This window comes from Paenibacillus sp. VMFN-D1 (assembly GCF_003386155.1).
Classification (GTDB): domain Bacteria; phylum Bacillota; class Bacilli; order Paenibacillales; family Paenibacillaceae; genus Paenibacillus_AQ; species Paenibacillus_AQ favisporus.
This window is the reverse complement of the sequence record NZ_QRDU01000006.1, coordinates 160,729-179,021: the sequence shown is the minus strand read 5'-3', so window position 1 is coordinate 179,021 and position 18,293 is coordinate 160,729. Positions and strand designations below refer to the sequence as shown.

The following is an 18,293-nucleotide window of genomic DNA, read 5'->3' as shown; positions in this document are numbered from 1 at the left end:
CCGCTCAGGATTGCGGCCTGCACTCCACGATGCGGTGCGGGTGGGTATACACGTTGCAGGATTGGCCGCGGATAAAACCGACGGCGGTAATGCCCAAATTGTCCGCCAGCTCAAGCGCAAGCTCCGTTGGCGCCGATTTGGAAAGGATGACGGCACAGCCGATTTTCGCCACCTTCAGCAATATTTCCGAGGAAATTCTGCCGCTGAATACGATGATTTTATCATCCACCGCGATGTCGTTCTTCAGGCAGTAACCATAAATTTTATCCAGTGCGTTATGCCGCCCGATATCCATTCTCGACAGAAGAATCCCGTTTCGGTCGCACAAAGCGGCGTTATGCACACCGCCTGTACGGTTAAACGTCTCGGCTCCCTCCTGCATCTCCCGCACGAGCCGGAAGCAATCGTCAAAGGATAGCTCCACCGGAGCCTGATCCAGCACCTTGGCCGTTTTCGCGTCATTGAAAAACACAAAGCCCTGCCGGCTGGCGCCGCAGCAGGACGTGACGTACCTTTTGCTGTATAGCTGGCGATGGAGAGGACTCCACTTGCTTACAGACGCGTGAACGAACCCCTCCTCTTCCTGAACCCATAAGTCCTTGATTTCCTCAATGCTTGAAATGACGCCTTCCGATGCGAGATAACCGACAGCCATATCTTCAATGTATTCGGGCGTACAGACGAGGGTCGCAAATTCCTCGCCGTTGATTTTGATCGTTACCGGATGCTCGTTCACGACCAAGTCGGTCTTTTCCTCCATCTTTCCCTGTTCGTACCGGATCATGCCCGGCCTGCTCGTCACAGCCTCCATCATCGCTTCATCCCTGCTCTATATTTTTCTCGAACATAAAGACCGAAACGGCCATGTCTTCTTCCACCTTGATATCCGTAAACAGATGGATCAGCTTCGATCCGCACAGCTCCTCCAGCCCTTCCGGGACCTGGGATTTGTACAGCTCCTTGATCATGTGTGTTCTCGCGCTGTGCACCATCTTCTTGCCGTCTTCGGACTGTGCGATAAACTTTTCAGTAGGTGTGAAATTGCCGTGCATCCGGGTGATCGCCATGTTCTCGACAAACGTGGTATGAATGCGTTCCGGACCTTTTCCGAACGTATCTTTCCTCACTTTGCGAATGATATCGTTAAACGCAACTTCCTTCTTCATCCCATTCTCACCTCATCACAAGTTTAACACTATACTAAATCTTAGTAGGATTGTACAGAATAATTCAACCTTGTTTTTCTGCCGGGGCGTAGTATAATCATGACGAGAAAACATTTATGCCATACAGGCGCCGGAATGATCCATTAGTAGGCCAATGCTAATCGGTTACTCCACTACAACCTGCCGCGCACAATGATTAGCGGAGACGGGTTTAGTGGAGTTTTTTTGTTTTTATGGCCTGCTCTTTAGCTTATGGACACCCGCCGAAGCGCTGCACCTGGACGCTTGGCGGCTCCATTTAACATTGGGGTGAAAAGGGGTTTTATGTTCGTGAACCAAAATCTTGTTAACATTACGCTCGACGGACAGGCGGTGGAAGTCACATCGGGCATGACCGTGCTCGAGGCGATCAATCTTGCCGGCCTGTCGCATCCGCAAATTTGTTATGTCCCTGAGGTAGACCCGATCCAGACGTGCGACACATGTATTGTGGAAATCGACGGGAAGCTTGCGCGCGCCTGCTCGACCATTGCCGTTTCGGGAATGAACGTCAAGCTGTCTTCCGCATCCGCCAAGGCTGCACAGACGGAAGCGATGGACCGGATCCTCGAAAACCATCTGCTCTACTGCACCGTATGCGACAACAACAACGGCAACTGCAAGCTGCACAATACCGCCGAAATGATGGAAATCGAGCACCAGAAGTACCCGTACCGGCCGAAGGTTGAACCTTCGGAAGTCGATATGTCCCATCCGTTCTACCGTTATGACCCGAATCAATGCATTGCCTGCGGACAGTGTGTTGAGGTCTGCCAAAATCTGCAGGTGAATGAAACCCTTTCCATCGATTGGGAAGCAGACATCCCGCGGGTCAAGTGGGACAACGGGGTCGATATCAACGACTCGTCCTGCGTCAGCTGCGGCCAATGCGTCACCATCTGCCCGTGCAACGCCCTCATGGAAAAATCGATGCTGGGCGAGGCCGGCTTCATGACAGGCATCAACGAGGAAGTGCTGAATCCGATGATCGACCTCGTCAAGGAAGTGGAGCCGGGATACAGCGGCATCTTCGCCGTTTCGGAAATCGAAGCGGCGATGCGGGACACACGCACGCGCAAAACCAAAACGGTATGCACGTTCTGCGGCGTCGGCTGCTCCTTCGAGGTATGGACCAAAGGCCGGAAAATTTTGAAGGTACAGCCATCCCACGACGCACCGGTCAACGCGATCTCCACCTGCGTCAAAGGCAAATTCGGCTGGGATTTCGTCAACAGCGAAGAGCGGATTACGACCCCGCTGATCCGGCAGGGAGACGCCTTCGTCGAAGCTACCTGGGATGAGGCGCTGAGCCTGGTCGCCGAACGCCTCGGAGGCATCCGTAAGGAGTACGGCAACCATTCGGTCGGCTTTATTTCTTCCTCGAAAATTACGAATGAAGAGAACTATGTGATCCAAAAGCTGGCCCGCCAGGTGTTTGAAACGAATGACGTGGACAACTGCTCCCGCTACTGCCAGTCTCCGGCGTCGGACGGACTGATGTCGACGGTCGGCATCGGCGGCGACGCCGGCACGATTCAGGACATCGCGGCGGCCGGCCTCGTCATCTTGATCGGCTGCGCGCCGGCCGAAGGCCACCCGGTCCTGGCGACCCGGATCAAGCGGGCGCACAAGCTGCACGGCCAGAAGCTGATCGTCGCCGACCTGCGCAAGCATGAGATGGCCGAGCGCTCGGACCTGTTCATCCGTCCGAAGCAGGGTACGGACTTCGTATGGCTGACGGCCGTCACGAAATACATGATTGACCAGGGATGGCATCAGCAGGCGTTTATCGACCAGTATGTCAATCAGTTTGCCGAATACCAGCAGCTGCTCGATACCTTCACGCTCGAGTACGCCGAGCAGGAAACCGGCATTGCCAAGGAGACGCTCATCTCGATCGCCGAGATGATCCGCGACGCCGACGGCACCGTCATCTGCTGGGGCATGGGCGTCACCCAAAACATCGCCGGCTCGCACACGTCGGCGGCCATCTCCAACCTGCTGCTCGCTACGGGCAACTACATGCGTCCCGGCGCCGGAGCCTACCCGCTGCGCGGACATAACAACGTGCAGGGCGCCTGCGACATGGGCACGCTGCCGCCGTGGCTCCCAGGATACCAGCATGTCTCGAACGACGAGGCGCGGACACGGTTCGAAAAAGCTTACGGCGTGGCGATTTCGCCGCAGCCGGGTATGGACAACATCCAGATGATCGATGCGATCGACCGCGGCGACATGAAGGCGATGTACCTCGTCGGCGAGGATATGGCCTGGGTCGACTCCAACGCCAACCACGTGCACGAGGTGCTGGCGAAGCTCGACTTCTTCGTCGTGCAGGACGTATTTCTGTCGCAGACGGCCCAGTTCGCCGACGTCATTCTGCCTGCCGCGCCGTCGCTGGAGAAAGAAGGCACCTTCACCAATACGGAGCGGCGCGTTCAGCGCCTCTATCAGGTGCTGGAGCCGCTCGGCGACTCCAAGCCGGACTGGTGGATCACGACCCAGATCGCCAAGCGGCTCGGGTATGACTGGGGTTATACCCATCCGAGCGAAATTTTCGACGAAATGGCCAGCCTGACCCCGTTCTTCTCCCAGTGCAGCTATGATGTGCTGGAAGGCTGGGGAAGCTTCATCTGGGGTTCGGCTAGCGGGGAACACACACCGCTGCTTTATACGGACGGCTTCTTCTTCCCCGACAAAAAGGCGCGCTTCTCGCTGGTCGGCTACGTTCCGCCGGTGGAATACCCGGCCGAATTCGATCTCGTTCTGAACAACGGGCGCCTGCTGGAGCAGTTCCATGAAGGCAACCTGACCAACAAATCGCACGGAATCAATCTGAAGCTGCCGGAAGTGTTCGTGGAAGTATCGCCTGAGCTGGCCGCCGAACGGGGCGTCGAGAACGGATCCTTGGTGCGGCTCGAATCGCCTTACGGCGCGATCAAGCTGAAGGCGGTCATTACCGACCGCGTCCACCGCAACGAGCTGTACGTGCCGATGCACTCGGTCAGCCACGAAAACGCGGTCAACCTGCTCACCGGCAATGCGGTCGATGTCCGCACGCACACGCCGGCCTATAAGCAAACGCGCGTGCGGATGCAGATTCTGAACGTGAAGGGTACCAATCCGCTGCCGCTGACCAATCCGCGCAACAAGAAGCGCTATCCGCAGGACGGCGTCGAGGTGCACCGGAAATGGAGCCGGCCTGATTATGTATCGCTCGTCGATTAAAGGAAAGGTGGAATCTATATGGCACAACCGATTTCATACATCAAAAAACGCGAGCTGACGGAAGAAGAGCTGAAGCAGCAGTCGCTGGAGCAGCTGACGGATTCGATCGCCGAGCATGAGCAGGCGCTGGAAAAAGCCATCGGGGTGCTCAGCGAGCTGCACGACAGCGGCATTCTGGAAGCGGCTGAGTCGCTGCTGAAGGCCAAAGCCAAAGTGGCCGAAATCGTCCTGGGTCAGGCCACCCGGCCGGAAGTGACGAACATGATCAACAACGGCATGGCCGCCGCCGGCGCACTCGCCGCTATCGATCCGGAGCAGACGGCGAAGCTGCTCGGCAGCGTAGCCAAGGGCCTGGAGGAGGCCAATCAGCCGCAGGATAAAAAGGTGACGGTCTTCTCCCTCATGAACGCGCTGAAGGATCCCGATGTGAACCGGGCGATCGGCTTCGGGTTGCGGTTTCTGAAAGGAATGGGCAAAGGCCTGGGGGAATAAGTCAAATAAGAACAGCCGATGATCATAAGCCGATAAAAACAAATGGATAGAAATAGCAAGATGAAACAGACCCTTTGCGGGAAGTGCCGCAAAGGGTCTGTTTTCTTTAATAACTAGCTGTCCGAAGGATTGGTGCTCCGGCGAAGCTGCTCATATTCCGGATCGCCTGGCATCAGGTCGACCCTCGGGTTATATGCGCAACTGCTGGATTTTATCAACAGTCAACAGTCGGAATTCATCAAAATTGGTTCCAATACCCAATCCTTATCTCCGCCTGGTTCGAATCTTTTGACTATATTATTTATATAACTTTCGTCTTTAAAGAGGTCTACTACTCGTTTACTTATTAATATTTTCCTATGGACAAAATTGTAGTCTTTATACTCATAGGTATAGTTGAAGTCCTTGATCTCTTTCAAATCTTCTGGACTATAATAATAAGGCGCAAAAAGATGGCCTCCTAATTTACAAATAGGGCACCTATTTGATTGATTATTAATGTACGGGTCGTCGAGATATTTATAAGGTATACATTGTGGAGCTAATGTATTTGTCGGTCTGATCTGATAGCCCTTTACTGCAGCTTCCTTTTTCCCATTATGTTCAACTTCCACAAGATCGTACCCGCTAAGTCCAGAGTTATGTAACTTTTCAGCTAATATTTCAGAAATAACCAATGAATGATCAACATAGAGGATTGGATTTTTGATTAACTTGTTAGCATCGATTAACGGCTCTTGGCCGTCTTCTATTTTTTTTCGGTTACAATGATGGCAGAAGACCTCAAGTTTTAGTTTTTGTGATTTAATATACAGTCCTGCCTTATTACCAATAGATTGAATAAAGAAAAGTGGCGAAGAAGTGTAGTCTTTTTCTTCGTAGTCGAAAGAGAATCCAAAATAATCTGCAGTGTCCTGGATAGCGTTGTCTAACTTATTGAGATCACGTAGACAGCTTTGTACAATCCTGGGACTATACGCTACCTTTATTGTATAAGCAAAATGTTCACGGCTCCCAACGCTTAAATCCTCAAATTCGGCTGTTGCCTCATACTTATGAATAATGTCTTCGACTTGTTGTTTTTCCCTTTTCGAATACACAATGATACTTATAACTGCATTAAGGATCAATGAAAACACCTCCACAACCAATAATATGATACCACTAGAATAAGCTAACGGTTCCACATTATTGTTTGTTTGCTAATCTTGTATTCGTGACTTGGGAACAACTTTATTATGTCTAGAAAACTCAGCTAAATACTCCTACACAGGCTGTTAGACTCTTTATAAAGTTGGGTGACAATTTGCTCGGGCTCCCGACGTATGTATAACAATATCTCAACCATCCCGATTCTGTTCGTCAGGAGGCGACGTCCCTTGAACCTCGCTCAAGCTTTGGGCTTCCCGCCGGATGAGCGGCTGCTGATCATCAATGCGGATGACTACGGCATGTGCCACTCGGCCAATGCGGGCATCCAGCTGCTGCTTGCCGAAGGGGCCATTTCCTCGGCAACGATCATGATGCCGTGCCCGTGGGCCAAGGAGGCTGCCCAGTGGGCGGCCTCGCGTCCGGACGTGGACGTCGGCGTCCACTTGACCTTTACCAGCGAGTGGAACACCTACCGCTGGGGGCCGGTCACCCGCCGGCAGACGGTGTCCTCCCTCATTACGGATGAGGGGTACTTTCCCCGCGACTGCCGCACGGTGGAGAGCAGAGCCCAGGCAGCCGAGGTGCACACCGAAATCATCGGCCAAATCCGGCTCGCCCGGCGCATGGGGCTGAATCCGACCCATCTCGATAATCATATGGGGAGTCTATACGGGCTCGAAACAGGACGGGATTTCCTCTCCCTCGTCCTTGGCGTCTGCGCGGAGAACGGCCTTCCGTTTCGGCTGCCAAGGCATATTCCCGCTTCGCTTCATCTCCCTTCCGCCGCCCGGCGCATCCATAAGGCGCGGGTTCGTGAAGCGGACTCGCTCGGGGTCGTCATTCCGGATCATTTAATTCAGCTGCCCTTTTCTCTGCGCCCGGGAGAAACATACGGAGCCTTCAGGGAAAGCGTAGCGGATGCGCTGTGCTCGCTCCAGGCCGGAGTCAGCGAGCTGTATATCCATCCGGCGGTCATTACGGATGAGCTGATGGCCATCCATCACGAGTGGCTGAAGCGCGGCATGGAGCTGCAGGTTTTCCGCGATCCCTGGATCCGCGAAGTGATGCGAAGCCAGCGCATCCGGCAGATCTCCTGGCGCAATCTGCAGCAGCTGCAGCTGCGCAGGCGGCGCCAGAAACCGTAAGTCCGGGGCCAGGCTGCCCTTGCGTTTATGCGGGGAGGGGGCGTACAAGCGGCGTTCATCCGCCCCCGACGAAGCCTTTTACGAAAATTGGACAAAAAAATAGACCCTAGTCCCGTGCCTAGGGTCAATTCATATATAAAAGGGGTATGAATGCATTATATGAGAGTTTTCTTAAAAACACCTGAAAATTACCTTCAGAATACATTAAAATTCAAGGCAATTCTATCCAAATGGCCGTTTCGCGCCGCCACTGGAATGGATAGCCGCTAACAATCGTTAGTGTTTTAGATCAGCGCATCAATGGCCGATTCCAGCTCCAGCGGACCGACCGGTGTCTCAAACCGCTCCACCACCCGTCCTTCCCGGTCGATCAGGAACTTGGTGAAGTTCCACTTGATATCGTCGCCCTCCAGCAGCTCGGGCTGTTCCTTCTCAAGGAACGATTGCAGCATTTTCCCTTCGGAATTGTCCGTGCTAATCCCCTTAAACGGAGCCTGCTCCGTCAAGTAAGCAAACAGCGGATGCTTGTCTTCTCCGCGCACGTCCACCTTCTCAAACATCGGGAAGCTCACACCATAGTTAATTTGGCAGAACGTATCGACTTCCTCATTGCTTCCAGGCTCCTGCTCGGCGAACTGGTTGCTTGGAAATCCAAGCACCTTGAATCCCTTGTCACTGTATTTCTCGTACAACTTCTGCAGGTCAGCATACTGCGGGGTGAACCCGCATTTGCTCGCCGTGTTCACAATGAGAAGCACGTCCCCCTTATATTCCGAAAGTTCTTTTTCCGCGCCGCGAATGCTGTTTGCTGTAAAAGAATAAATACTCATGGTCCCATCCTCCACTTAAATTATATTTTATAAAATTAAATTGTAAACAATTTATATATCGAATGTACCACCATCTTTTCCGGAAAGCAAGCTCTTTTGCTCCGTTCGCGGCATTTTATTCGCACGATATCTCGAAAGCGTCGGCTAATATTTTCAGAAAATTGGGTAAATTAACAAAGATGAACCCGATTCCGGTGACGGATACGGACAATTGCTGTGAGAAGGAGTGACGCGAATTATGAAACTTTCCGGTAAAGTAGCGATCATTACGGGCGGTGCCAGCGGGATCGGACAAGCCACCGCGCGTCTGTTTGCCCAGGAAGGCGCCAAGGTCGTCGTGGCCGACCGCTCGGAAGCAGGACAGGAAGTATCCGACCATTTGAAAGAAAAAGGGTACGACTCGATCTACGTCCGGGTGGATGTGACCAAGGAGGAGGAAGTCCAGGCGCTGGTGGAACGGACCGTGCAGGAATACGGAAAACTGGACATTATGTTTGCCAATGCGGGCGTGGCCAACGATGAGCCAGCCGATCAGCTGTCGCTGGACAAATGGCAGCGCACGATCGACGTCAATCTGACAGGCGTCTTCCTGTCGGATAAACACGCCGTGGTCCAAATGCTGAGACAGGGCACCGGGGGTGCGATCATCAATTCCGCTTCGATCCACGGCCATGCGGCCAAGGCGGGAGTTACCGCTTACGGCTCCGCCAAAGGCGGCGTCGTCCTGCTCACCCAGACGCTCGGCATTGAATATGCCAAACACGGCATCCGGGTGAATGCCGTCTGCCCGGGTTATATCGATACGCCGCTGCTAAAGGCGCTTCCGCCGGAAGCCAAGCAGCACCTCGTGGAGCTGCATCCGATCGGCCGGCTCGGCACCGCGGAAGAGGTGGCCAAATCCGTCCTGTTCCTGGCCAGCGACGACTCTTCGTTCGTGGTCGGAACGAGCCTGATGGTAGACGGCGGATATACCGCCCAATAATGCTTACGGAAAATATAAAAGAAGCGTCCTCGGCGGCATCGCTGCCGCCGGGACGCTTTTTTTCATGCTCAGCTTCCTCTATTACCCACGATCCTGCTCTACTTTCAGTCTCTGGCCGATCGGGGTTTCACCAGACTTTTTGCCTTTCACATGCCATAGTCCCGGCGTATCCCGCATCCCGCTGACCTCGACCAGTACAGGCCGCCGGGGAAGCCCGCTCACCCGCAGCCATAAACGGTTACCGTCGACGGCCCTCTGCTCGATGGTGATGCCGGCAAGAGGCCCGGCCTCCGTGTTCTCCTCCGCAAAGAACAGCACCGTTCCCAGCGTATCCGGATCAATCCGTTTGTTGAACGAAACCGTCAGTTCTTGTTCTCCGCGCATGACGGCTTTCACAGGGACAGGCGGTTCGTCATACATATACCCGCCGAGATGGTATTCGTACGCCATCCACGTATCGTAGCCGAGCTCGTAAACCGTGTTCTGGAAATCATTGAGCCAGCGCCGGTTCTTCACCATGCTGCTCCGGGAGCCGATGTCGGCCTGAATGCCAAGGGGAAGTCCGGGATAGGCGGCCCGGATCGGTGCGGCGAAGCTCTCGTATCCGCCCGCGTACTGCGGCGGCAAATGGCGCTTCATCCAGTCCGGCCAGTGGGTTTGAAGCACGTGCATATCCGGCCGGACCTTCCCGATCATCGAGATCGCATCAAGCCCCTGCCATTCCTTCAGCCGGAGGGTGGATACCGCTCCGCCGTCAACCGCCAGCGACCAGGTCGCCACGGCAATATCCGGGCGGACACTTCTTGCGCCTCCGCTGCCGTTAATAATTTCATCGATGAGTCCGTTCACGGCGTCCACGCGGAAAGTAATCCATTTGCCGTAGATGTCAGGTATCTTTTTATAATAGTTAGCCGCCCGTTTGTTCAGAAATTCGGGAATATCATGGCCGTACTTGTCCCGGAACGCTTGCTTCGCATGGGGGCCGACGTCGCCGTATACCCCTCTGCGGATGCCGTCCCATTCCGGAAAATAGGGCTCGGCGATCTCGATCCCGTCAAACGGATGCTCCCTGACGACCCGGGCGACTGCTTCCTTTTTCCATTCCACGTAAGATGCCGAGAACGGGGAAAACCGCTCAAAGCCGTCATTCTGCTCCTTCAGCAGCCCCATCCTCCAGGAACGCCAGTCCCGGGGGAGATGATCGGTAGCGAACGTTCCGTTCCCGATTACAAGCGCCCATACGGCAATATCCCGGGCGTGAAAAGCCTCAATGATGTCCGTTCGGACCCTGCTCTCGTTCACGACAAAATAATGCACCGTCCGGTAGCCGGACAGCTCGATCTCTTCGGCGATGCTCTCGGCGGAGCGGTCCGCATAATAAGGAAACAGCGGGTCGATTTGAATGCTGGGCCCTTCCAGCGCCCATGGTCTTGATATCACCCTGCTCTCGTTCATGGTTCCTCCTTTCGCAAATCTAAAGCCGTCTTTGGTTTACCCGTGTAAAACGGCCTGTGATTCTCTTCAAAAAATCGAAGCACCCGCCCAGTTCAGGGCATACAATGCAGTAAACGTTCATCGGAGGGATCCAAGTGCTGCTCACGAAGTTTAAAAGAAATATAACCCTGCAGGAGCGTCTTGCCAAATTCACCGGGCATCTGGTTGAAATCAACGGCGCAGGCCTGGGTCTGGAGCCGGGGCGGCTGCAACATGTGTATAAAAGCAGCTTTATCCGTGTACAGGGGGAGCTGTTCGTTCCGCTCAGCCTGCAGACCATCCGCGTCTTTGACGTCAAGCAGCCGGCAGTGTTCCGCCGCGTCGGAATCCGGACGGTATTCCAGTCCGGCAAAGCCTTTTCCAACATGAAGCTGGTGCTTATCGGCTCCGACTTCATCGAGGTGCAGGCCAAAGGGAAATCGCCATCCCGAATTTTATTTCCCCTGAATCAAGTCGAAGGAATCTTTCCGGTCTGATCCGCGCTTCCCTTATTGTACATCTTTGAACCGGAAAATGCCCAGACACTGCGCTTTGGGTTCTGCCCAGCCATGTTGGCGTTTTATTTAAGGTATGCTCTATTTCTTTCCATAAAAACCGCACCTATACCCTCATTTTTGCGGACCCTGCAGCTGCTGGCGACGGCCTCTTGTCTCCCCTTATCGGCAAACCAAAAACCGGCCGTTATACTTAACGGCCGGTCGTTTGCGCCTCATTTTAAAAAGGCTTGCTGACCATGAAGTACAATATAAAAAGCGGCAGCAAGGTGGCAAGAATTCCGAAAACCGCCCAATACGCCGACAACTTCTTGTAAGCTGCGGAGATCGTCCCGTTTTCGAGCGCCTGCCGGCTGAGCCGGATCATTCCCCGCTGCAGCGGGATTAATACGGCCAGCCACAGCACGCCGGTGATCCCGAACAGGATTAGCGAAGCCGTGAGCCAGTTCAGACCTGCCAGCGAATAGCCGCCTTTGGCGGCCATCAGGCTCCCGGTGACGATCAAGAGCAACAGCCCGGGCAGCGTAAACGCATAATCGGCGAGCATCACGTTGTTCACGGTGCGGTGAATCTCCGCGGCATCGCCCCGAACGTCGGCGCGGACTTTCCAAAAAGCAGCCGTAATGATATTGCCCAAGAAAAGCACGCTTCCGGCGATATGCAGGAACAGGAGCAGCGTCATGACGTCGGAGCACCTCCTTGACGGTCCGGCCGCAGCGTCCGCATAATCAGCTCCGAAAACTCCTGAATGCCGAACCCTGTGCTGCGAACTCCGATCAGGCTGCGCATCCGCAGCCCGAAGGAGAGCAGCTCAAACAGCTCCGCCGCCTGGTCGGCATTGACCGATGAAGGGATGACTCCGGACTCCTGGCCTGTGACGATCCACTTCTTGGACGTGGCGACCGCCTGCCGGTAAAAGTCCGCGACGATGCCGGCCGCTTCCGGCTGATCGCTTTTCCCGATCAAATACATCATGATGAGATTGCTCACATCTTCCCGGCTCTCCAGCTTGGGCAGGCTCTGCGCGATTGCATTCATCGGCCCGTCGAATTCCTTTACTGCAGGGGCATCTACCGCGTCCATGAAGCTCGTATTCGTCTCTTCCAGCTTAGCCTCAAGCACCTTCACGAATAGTTCATCCTTGCCGGATACATAATGGAATATGGCTCCTTTGGACAAGCCGGTTCTTGCCATAATATCGCTGAGCGTCGTCTTGGTGCAGCCCTTCTCCAAAATGAGCTCCTCGGTTGTATCCAGCAGCAGTTTCATCGTCTGCTCGCGTCTTTCTTCCTGTTTCATCTCCATCCTCCTCCTGATTTAGTTCCAATCCGTCATGCCCATGCTCCCGGCGGGATCCACCCCGCAGCGAGTACGGCAGCCAAAAAAACGACCTGCAGCACGGTTCGCGGGACAAGCGGCATCACCGCTCTGCCGTCCAGAGTCAGACGGTTATTCGCCGCGTATACATTGGCCGGAAACATGGCCAGCAGCATCAGCGCGAGCCCGGTGGAAGCCGCCTCGGCCATAATCGGAATCATCATGCCGACGGCGCCGGCGATTTCCAGCCAACCCGTCAGCGTAACCAGCGCGCCCGGTTGCGCGAACCGCGGCGGTACCATGGCGACCAGCTCCGCGCGGCGTTTGCCCCAATGGGCCGATGCGGTCAGCAAAAACATGACGGCTACCGCAAAGCGCAGACTGATGATCCAGTCATTCATATACTCCCAGCCAAGCCATCCCATCAAGCGAAACCCTAACAGCGAAACGATTAATCCAATCAAAGGAGCCATTTCCCTCACCTTTTCCCTTGTTTTGTTAGCTCCATTATAAATACCGACCATCGGTTTGTAAATAGGGTGGCTGTAAATATTTTCAACAAAAAAAGGCTGGTGCATTAAGCATCCAGCCGCTGCAGCACAGCCAGCACGGTCAGATGCAGCGGATAAAACGACCGCCACACCCATGCCCTAACTCTGGCCTGCTCGATCTTTTTCCATAAATAACGCCCGTATACAATCACCAGGGTCGGTACGATGCTCAGCATCTGCAGAACAGCCCCTGCTCCGAATGCTATCAAATACAGTATGTTCAGCAGCAGATGGGCACCCAGCAGTTTCTCGGAGGAAGCATACCGGAAGGCAATCACCAGCAGCAGGCCGTATGCTCCGTAATCAAACGGGAACCCTTCCATCAGAACGCAAAAAGCCAGAACGATCCCGGCTTTGGCCGCCATGGACAGATTGCGCTCCAGAATTTGCAGGACGGCGGCTGCCACGAACAGCGTGACGACCACGTTCAGCCCGTCCGGGTCCAGAGCCAGCTGGTATGGAATTTGGGAGAGCAGCGCCAGTATAAACAGCCTGAATAAATATTTGGTCCGGCTTCGGGTAAAATAATGTCCCTGTACGAGTGCATAGGCGTAAATCGGAAATGCGATCCTTCCGATCACCCTCAGCCAAATTTGATCCGGAAAAAACACGATCCCTGCATGATCGATCAGCATGGTCAGCATGGCGATCAGCTGCATGTCCTTCCTCCTTTCGGATAACCCGTAGGCGTCGTTCCTCATGCGTTCATTGTACTTGAGATGCAGGATGGTTTTCAAAGCTGATGTGTACCCAAAAACTTGCCTTTATCTGTTATGATTATATTCGTGGATAGACGAACTTTTGAATGACCTTCCAAGGAGGAGAACAGCTTGAACTTTCATCAACCAATCGAACGTATAAATACAGATAGTTTTAAATGGGACGACCTGAAGCGGATTTTCGGCGTGTCCGACGTCCTTCCGATGTGGGTAGCCGACATGGATTTTGCCGCACCCGACTCGGTCATTTCCGCACTGAACAGCCGCGTAGAGCACGGGGTATTCGGCTATACGATGCAGTCTGATGCGTATAATCAGGCCGTCGCGGACTGGATGAAGAGCCGCCACCGGTGGTCCATCGACAAGGAATGGATCGTCTTCTGCCCGGGCGTCGTGCCCGCCCTCAGCTTCATCGTGCAGGCTTTTACCGAGCCGGGAGACAAGGTTGCCATCCAGACGCCGGTGTACCCTCCTTTTTACAGCGTCGTCACCGATCACGGCCGGGAGCTGGTGCAGAACCCGCTGAAGGAGCAGGACGGGTATTATACGATGGACCTCGAAGCGCTTGAGCAGAGCCTGGACGATCAGGTCAAGCTGTTCATCCTGTGCAGCCCGCACAATCCGGTCGGCCGAGTATGGCGGCGCGAAGAGCTGGAGGCGGTTGCGAAGCTCTGCATGGAGCGCGGTATTCTGATGGTGTCCGACGAAATCCATGCGGACCTGGTTTATGAAGAAGGGACCCATATTCCGTTCGCCAGCTTGTCGGAGGAGATTCAGGAGAACTGCATCATTTGTACTGCGCCGAGCAAAACGTTTAATATTGCCGGGCTGAATACTTCGAATATCATCATTCCGAACGATTCCATCCGGCGCCGGTTCAAAAAGACGCTTGAGCTCTATCATGTCAATTCGATCAGCACCCTCGGCAGCGCAGCTACCCAAGCCGCCTACAATGACGGCAAGGCTTGGCTGGATGAAGCGCTGGTGTACATGAAAGCGAACATGGAGTATGTGAGTCAATATCTGGGTGAACATATTCCGGAAATCAAAACCCGGGTACCTGAAGCGACGTACTTGATGTGGCTCGATTTCCGCGCGCTGCAGTTGTCGCCCGACGATCTGGAACAATTTCTGCTGAACAAAGCCAAGCTTGCCCTGAACAAGGGTTCGGCTTTTGGCAAGGAAGGCGAAGGCTTCATGCGCCTGAACATTGCCTGCTCCCGCTCCCTGGTCGAGGAAGCGATGAAGCGTCTTGACCAGGCGGTCCAGGAATGGCGCAAGGAACAGCAGCAACAACAGCAGCAGCCGGTATAAGCAACCGGTGTAATAGAAGCGTGACGCTTCCCCAAATTAGGCATTAGACTAGGCTAAAAGCATGGTCCGAACAAGCGGCAATCGGCTTGCGTAGGCTTCCCGTACAGGGCAGCATTCGCTCCGGGCGCCGCTTTTTTCTTGCTTCCGGTTTAGAACCGCCGCTCAGAATGCTTCGCAATCCCCTCTTCCCTCCCCTTTTGAAAAAAATCAAACAAAATCGTAAGATTCACATCTCGAAGCCGGCAGCGCCAACCTTTTATGATGAAGTTGAACGTACCGACAGCCATCAGTACCGCTCTATCCGGAGGTGATTTATGAATCATTCTGCACAAGTCGTCCTGATCACGGACGCAGACACTCCTGTCGGCAGAGCCATGATCCGGCGTTTTTCGGCCGAAGGCGCCCATCTCGTGCTGAACAGCGCATCCGGCGGTGCCGAGGCGGCAGCTGATATCGCTGCAGCCCGGACCGCAGGCTCGAACGTCATCGTGGCGAGCCTCGACCTGAGCGTCGGAGCAAACGCGAACCGGCTGGTCGAGACCGCGGAGCGGGAGCTCGGCGGACTGGACGTCCTGGTCCACAATAACGATCTGCTCGCCCCCGCTTCCGTCGAGACTTGTTCGGAGGCGCTGTTTCAAGAAGTGATGCATGCGAATGCGAAGTCCGCCTTTCTGTGCGCACAAGCCGCAGGAAAGGCGATGGTATCCAGGCAGTCGGGCTGCATCGTCTTTGTTTCGTCGATCCATGCCGAGAAGCCGACCGGGTCTTCCTTTGTCTACAGCGCGTCCAAGGGCGCCGTCAAAATGCTGGCGAAGGAAGCGGCACTGGAGCTAGGCCGGCACGGCATCCGCGTCAATACGATTGAAGCGGGGCCGGTAGAAGGCGATGATGAACGCTTCCGCAGCAGGCTTACGACGCTGTATCACAGCTACGAAACCAAGGTGCCGAGCGGGCAGCTGGGAAGCGCTGAGGATATCGCCCATGCCGCAGGCTTTCTCGCCTCAGCGGAAGCCCGCTACTTGAACGGCGCGGATCTCCGGCTGGACGGCGGTTTCCTGCTGCACTATATGGACCATAAAATGAAACGGCCAAAGGGAGGCGATTCGCCATGAGCATGGCAGGCAAAGTCGCCCTGGTGACGGGAGCGGGAACCGGCATCGGCCAGGGAGTTGCGCTGGAGTTCGCACGCAGAGGCGCAAGAGTAGCGGTCCACTATAACCGCAGCGAAGCCGGCGCCCTTGAAACGAAGCGGCGGATCGACGAGGCCGGCGGGGACTGCTTCATCGTTCAGGCGGACGTCGCCAGGCAGGACGAGATTATCGCGATGGTAAGGGAGGTCGAGCAGCGCGGCGGGGGCATCGACATCCTGGTGAACAATGCCGCCGTGCAGCTGAACTACGACCTGTTCAAGCACGATGAAGAGACATTCAGCCGCATGATGAATACGAACGTGAAGGGCTACTGGCAGTGCATTCAGGCCGTCGTTCCGGCCATGAAGCAGAAAGGCGGCGGCCGCATCATTCTCATCTCCTCGGTGCATGCGAAGCGGCCGACCGATTTCGATCCCGTCTACGCGATGACGAAAGGCGCGATCCGGATGCTTGGAAGGGAGAGCGCTATCGAGCTGGCTCCGTACGGCATCACGGTGAACATGATCGAGCCGGGAGCCGTCGACGTCGGCAAATATGAGCGCATATTAGCGGACGATCCCGATGCGCAGAAGAAGCTGGAAGAGCGGCGCAAGCGCCAGCTGGCCAAATTCCCGATGGGCCGCGTTGGCGTCCCGCTCGATGTCGCCAGGCTCGCCGCCTTCATCGCCTCGGACGAAAGCGAATATTTGACAGGCTCGGCCATCCGTCTGGACGGCGGGAGCATGCTGCTGTAACGAACCATCCAATAGGGGGAGTGATTTCATGATTAACAAAGAGTCTTACGAGCAAACGTTGGCCCATGTAAGCACCGCTTCGAGACCCTCGGAGCTGAAAATTACGGACATCCGCTTCACCGATATCGTCGGGGGGCCTTTTCACAGCAGCCTGATCAAGGTGTATACCAACCAGGGGCTCGTTGGCTTCGGGGAGGTCCGTGACGGCGCGGACAAAGTATACGCCCTCATGCTGAAGAGCCGGCTGCTCGGCGAAAATCCCTGCAACATCGACAAGCTGTTCCGGCGGATCAAGCAGTTCGGCGGCCATGCCCGCCAGGGCGGCGGTGTCAGCGGAATCGAGCTCGCGCTGTGGGACCTGGCCGGCAAAGCCTACGGGGTGCCGGTCTATCAAATGCTTGGCGGCAAATTCCGCGATAAAATCCGCATGTACTGCGATACGGAGGTCGTCGGCAAGGATACCGGCAAGGCGATGGGCGAAGCGCTGAAGAAACGGATGGACGCCGGCTTCACCTTTCTGAAGATGGACCTCGGCATCGGACAGATCATCAATGAGCCGGGTACGCTGAGCGCTCCGCTCGGTTTCCTGGAGGAGATGAGGGAAAAGTCGAAGCGCCGCTACAATCAGAACTTCGACAGTTTGTCGGAAGACGAGCTGCGGGAAATTACGAACCGTCACTACGATATTTACAACATCCCCCACCCCTTAACCGGCATTCATGTCACGGAAAAAGGACTCGACATGCTCGAGCAGTACGTTGCGGACGTCCGCTCCGTCATCGGCTACCAGGTGCCGCTCGCCATCGACCATTTCGGCCATATCGGGCTTCAGGACTGCATCAAGCTGGGCCGGCGCATCGACAAGTTCAACCTGGCCTGGATGGAAGACATGATTCCTTGGCAGTACACGCAGCAGTACGCCCAGCTGTCCCGGGCCGTCACCACTCCGATCTGCACGGGCGAGGACATCTATCTGAAGGAGAATTTCAAGCCGCTGCTCGAAGCGGGCGGCGTCTCCGTTATCCATCCCGACGTCCTGACTACCGGCGGCATTCTGGAGACGAAGAAAATCGGCGACATGGCCCAGGACTACGGCGTCGCCATGGCGATCCATATGGCGGAGAGTCCGATCGCCTGCCTTGCGGCCGCCCATGTCGCCGCCGCGACCGAAAACTTCCTTGCGCTCGAATACCATTCCTGCGAGGTGGATTGGTGGGACGACATCGTCATCGGCAGCAGGCTGCCGGATAAACTCGTCCAGAACGGGTACATCACGCTGACGGACGCGCCCGGTCTCGGCATCGACGATCTGAACGACGAGGTTCTGGCCGAACATGTCCACCCGGAGATCGGCGGAATCTGGGAGTCGACCGACCAGTGGAACAAGTTTTATTCCAACGACCGGCTGTGGAGCTGACGGCTGGCGGCAATACGAACCACCCGCACGGAGGAACGCTGTGCGGGTGGTTTTTTCTCGTATGGATG

The 18,293-nt window shown here is 55.3% G+C and carries 18 protein-coding genes; 9 read left to right on the top strand and 9 right to left on the bottom strand.

The genetic code is table 11. From position 1 onward, the window contains the following. Window positions 1–4: 4 nt before the first annotated feature. Entirely contained in the window at window positions 5–811 is an 807-nt protein-coding gene (fdhD, locus tag C7820_RS29470) for a formate dehydrogenase accessory sulfurtransferase FdhD (RefSeq protein ID WP_076173758.1), read from the bottom strand. A gap of 7 nt (window positions 812–818) precedes the next feature. Further along, window positions 819–1,166, bottom strand: coding sequence for a Na-translocating system protein MpsC family protein (locus tag C7820_RS29465; protein WP_076173660.1), 348 nt, complete (start codon window positions 1,164–1,166; stop codon window positions 819–821). Window positions 1,167–1,490: 324 nt separating this feature from the next. Between C7820_RS29465 and fdhF the strand changes: the two genes are divergently transcribed. Both fdhF and C7820_RS29455 read left to right on the top strand, forming a co-directional pair. Next, the gene (gene fdhF, locus C7820_RS29460; protein ID WP_397334235.1) at window positions 1,491–4,433 is read left to right on the top strand and encodes a formate dehydrogenase subunit alpha; all 2,943 of its coding nucleotides are present in this window, start codon (window positions 1,491–1,493) and stop codon (window positions 4,431–4,433) included. Window positions 4,434–4,451: 18 nt separating this feature from the next. Next, the gene (locus C7820_RS29455; protein ID WP_105445051.1) at window positions 4,452–4,925 is read left to right on the top strand and encodes a helical membrane plugin domain-containing protein; all 474 of its coding nucleotides are present in this window, start codon (window positions 4,452–4,454) and stop codon (window positions 4,923–4,925) included. A 221-nt stretch (window positions 4,926–5,146) separates the two neighbouring features. Here the strand turns inward: C7820_RS29455 and C7820_RS29450 are convergent, their stop codons facing one another. Then, window positions 5,147–6,055: a hypothetical protein gene (locus C7820_RS29450; protein ID WP_116234083.1), complete on the bottom strand. Its 909-nt coding sequence runs from the start codon at window positions 6,053–6,055 to the stop codon at window positions 5,147–5,149. Between the two features lie 249 nt (window positions 6,056–6,304). Between C7820_RS29450 and C7820_RS29445 the strand changes: the two genes are divergently transcribed. Next, entirely contained in the window at window positions 6,305–7,222 is a 918-nt protein-coding gene (locus tag C7820_RS29445; RefSeq protein ID WP_116234082.1) for a polysaccharide deacetylase family protein, read from the top strand. Window positions 7,223–7,506: 284 nt separating this feature from the next. Here the strand turns inward: C7820_RS29445 and C7820_RS29440 are convergent, their stop codons facing one another. Further along, window positions 7,507–8,052 (bottom strand): glutathione peroxidase, encoded by a 546-nt coding sequence (locus tag C7820_RS29440; protein ID WP_116234081.1) that lies wholly within the window; start codon window positions 8,050–8,052, stop codon window positions 7,507–7,509. 238 nt (window positions 8,053–8,290) lie between these two features. Here C7820_RS29440 and C7820_RS29435 point away from each other — a divergent pair, with 238 nt between their 5' ends. Then, window positions 8,291–9,034 (top strand): SDR family NAD(P)-dependent oxidoreductase, encoded by a 744-nt coding sequence (locus tag C7820_RS29435; protein WP_116234080.1) that lies wholly within the window; start codon window positions 8,291–8,293, stop codon window positions 9,032–9,034. Window positions 9,035–9,115: 81 nt separating this feature from the next. Here C7820_RS29435 and C7820_RS29430 read toward each other — a convergent pair whose 3' ends face one another. After that, window positions 9,116–10,489 carry an N-acyl-D-glucosamine 2-epimerase gene (locus tag C7820_RS29430; protein WP_116234079.1) on the bottom strand — a complete coding sequence of 458 codons (1,374 nt, stop codon included), beginning with the start codon at window positions 10,487–10,489 and terminating at the stop codon, window positions 9,116–9,118. Window positions 10,490–10,623: 134 nt separating this feature from the next. On the opposite strand from C7820_RS29430, the gene C7820_RS29425 reads away from it, so the two are divergent. Continuing rightward, window positions 10,624–11,004, top strand: coding sequence for a hypothetical protein (locus C7820_RS29425; protein ID WP_258875570.1), 381 nt, complete (start codon window positions 10,624–10,626; stop codon window positions 11,002–11,004). Between the two features lie 238 nt (window positions 11,005–11,242). On the opposite strand, the gene C7820_RS29420 is transcribed toward C7820_RS29425, so the two are convergent. The 4 genes from C7820_RS29420 to C7820_RS29405 form a co-directional block, all read right to left on the bottom strand. Further along, a complete protein-coding gene (locus tag C7820_RS29420; RefSeq protein ID WP_116234077.1) occupies window positions 11,243–11,704 on the bottom strand; it encodes a DUF2269 family protein in 462 nt (153 codons plus the stop codon). Beyond that, window positions 11,701–12,321, bottom strand: coding sequence for a TetR/AcrR family transcriptional regulator (locus tag C7820_RS29415; RefSeq protein WP_116234076.1), 621 nt, complete (start codon window positions 12,319–12,321; stop codon window positions 11,701–11,703). Before C7820_RS29415 ends, C7820_RS29420 begins: the two co-directional genes overlap by 4 nt. A gap of 32 nt (window positions 12,322–12,353) precedes the next feature. Beyond that, a complete protein-coding gene (locus C7820_RS29410) occupies window positions 12,354–12,812 on the bottom strand; it encodes a DoxX family protein (protein ID WP_116234253.1) in 459 nt (152 codons plus the stop codon). A 104-nt stretch (window positions 12,813–12,916) separates the two neighbouring features. Beyond that, the gene (locus C7820_RS29405) at window positions 12,917–13,549 is read right to left on the bottom strand and encodes a TraX family protein (RefSeq protein WP_116234075.1); all 633 of its coding nucleotides are present in this window, start codon (window positions 13,547–13,549) and stop codon (window positions 12,917–12,919) included. A 171-nt stretch (window positions 13,550–13,720) separates the two neighbouring features. On the opposite strand from C7820_RS29405, the gene C7820_RS29400 reads away from it, so the two are divergent. From C7820_RS29400 to C7820_RS29385, 4 genes are all read left to right on the top strand, one after another. Next, window positions 13,721–14,923: a MalY/PatB family protein gene (locus C7820_RS29400; RefSeq protein ID WP_116234074.1), complete on the top strand. Its 1,203-nt coding sequence runs from the start codon at window positions 13,721–13,723 to the stop codon at window positions 14,921–14,923. Between the two features lie 314 nt (window positions 14,924–15,237). Beyond that, complete coding sequence (locus C7820_RS29395; protein WP_116234073.1) at window positions 15,238–16,035, top strand: SDR family NAD(P)-dependent oxidoreductase; 798 nt, start codon at window positions 15,238–15,240, stop codon at window positions 16,033–16,035. After that, entirely contained in the window at window positions 16,032–16,808 is a 777-nt protein-coding gene (locus C7820_RS29390) for an SDR family NAD(P)-dependent oxidoreductase (protein ID WP_116234072.1), read from the top strand. Before C7820_RS29395 ends, C7820_RS29390 begins: the two co-directional genes overlap by 4 nt. 28 nt (window positions 16,809–16,836) lie before the next feature. Further along, window positions 16,837–18,225, top strand: a complete 1,389-nt coding sequence (locus tag C7820_RS29385) for a mandelate racemase/muconate lactonizing enzyme family protein (RefSeq protein ID WP_116234071.1) — start codon at window positions 16,837–16,839, stop codon at window positions 18,223–18,225. Window positions 18,226–18,293: the final 68 nt, after the last annotated feature.

Coding starts and splice junctions, on each gene's coding strand:
- C7820_RS29390 (WP_116234072.1), top strand. CDS start 16,032: ATGAGCATGGCAGGCAAAGTCGCCCTGGTGACGGGAGCGGGAACCGGC.
- C7820_RS29455 (WP_105445051.1), top strand. CDS start 4,452: ATGGCACAACCGATTTCATACATCAAAAAACGCGAGCTGACGGAAGAA.
- C7820_RS29415 (WP_116234076.1), bottom strand. CDS start 12,321: ATGAAACAGGAAGAAAGACGCGAGCAGACGATGAAACTGCTGCTGGAT.
- C7820_RS29405 (WP_116234075.1), bottom strand. CDS start 13,549: ATGCAGCTGATCGCCATGCTGACCATGCTGATCGATCATGCAGGGATC.
- C7820_RS29440 (WP_116234081.1), bottom strand. CDS start 8,052: ATGAGTATTTATTCTTTTACAGCAAACAGCATTCGCGGCGCGGAAAAA.
- C7820_RS29395 (WP_116234073.1), top strand. CDS start 15,238: ATGAATCATTCTGCACAAGTCGTCCTGATCACGGACGCAGACACTCCT.
- C7820_RS29420 (WP_116234077.1), bottom strand. CDS start 11,704: ATGACGCTGCTCCTGTTCCTGCATATCGCCGGAAGCGTGCTTTTCTTG.
- C7820_RS29410 (WP_116234253.1), bottom strand. CDS start 12,812: ATGGCTCCTTTGATTGGATTAATCGTTTCGCTGTTAGGGTTTCGCTTG.
- C7820_RS29465 (WP_076173660.1), bottom strand. CDS start 1,166: ATGAAGAAGGAAGTTGCGTTTAACGATATCATTCGCAAAGTGAGGAAA.
- C7820_RS29385 (WP_116234071.1), top strand. CDS start 16,837: ATGATTAACAAAGAGTCTTACGAGCAAACGTTGGCCCATGTAAGCACC.
- fdhF (WP_397334235.1), top strand. CDS start 1,491: ATGTTCGTGAACCAAAATCTTGTTAACATTACGCTCGACGGACAGGCG.
- C7820_RS29435 (WP_116234080.1), top strand. CDS start 8,291: ATGAAACTTTCCGGTAAAGTAGCGATCATTACGGGCGGTGCCAGCGGG.
- fdhD (WP_076173758.1), bottom strand. CDS start 811: ATGGAGGCTGTGACGAGCAGGCCGGGCATGATCCGGTACGAACAGGGA.
- C7820_RS29430 (WP_116234079.1), bottom strand. CDS start 10,489: ATGAACGAGAGCAGGGTGATATCAAGACCATGGGCGCTGGAAGGGCCC.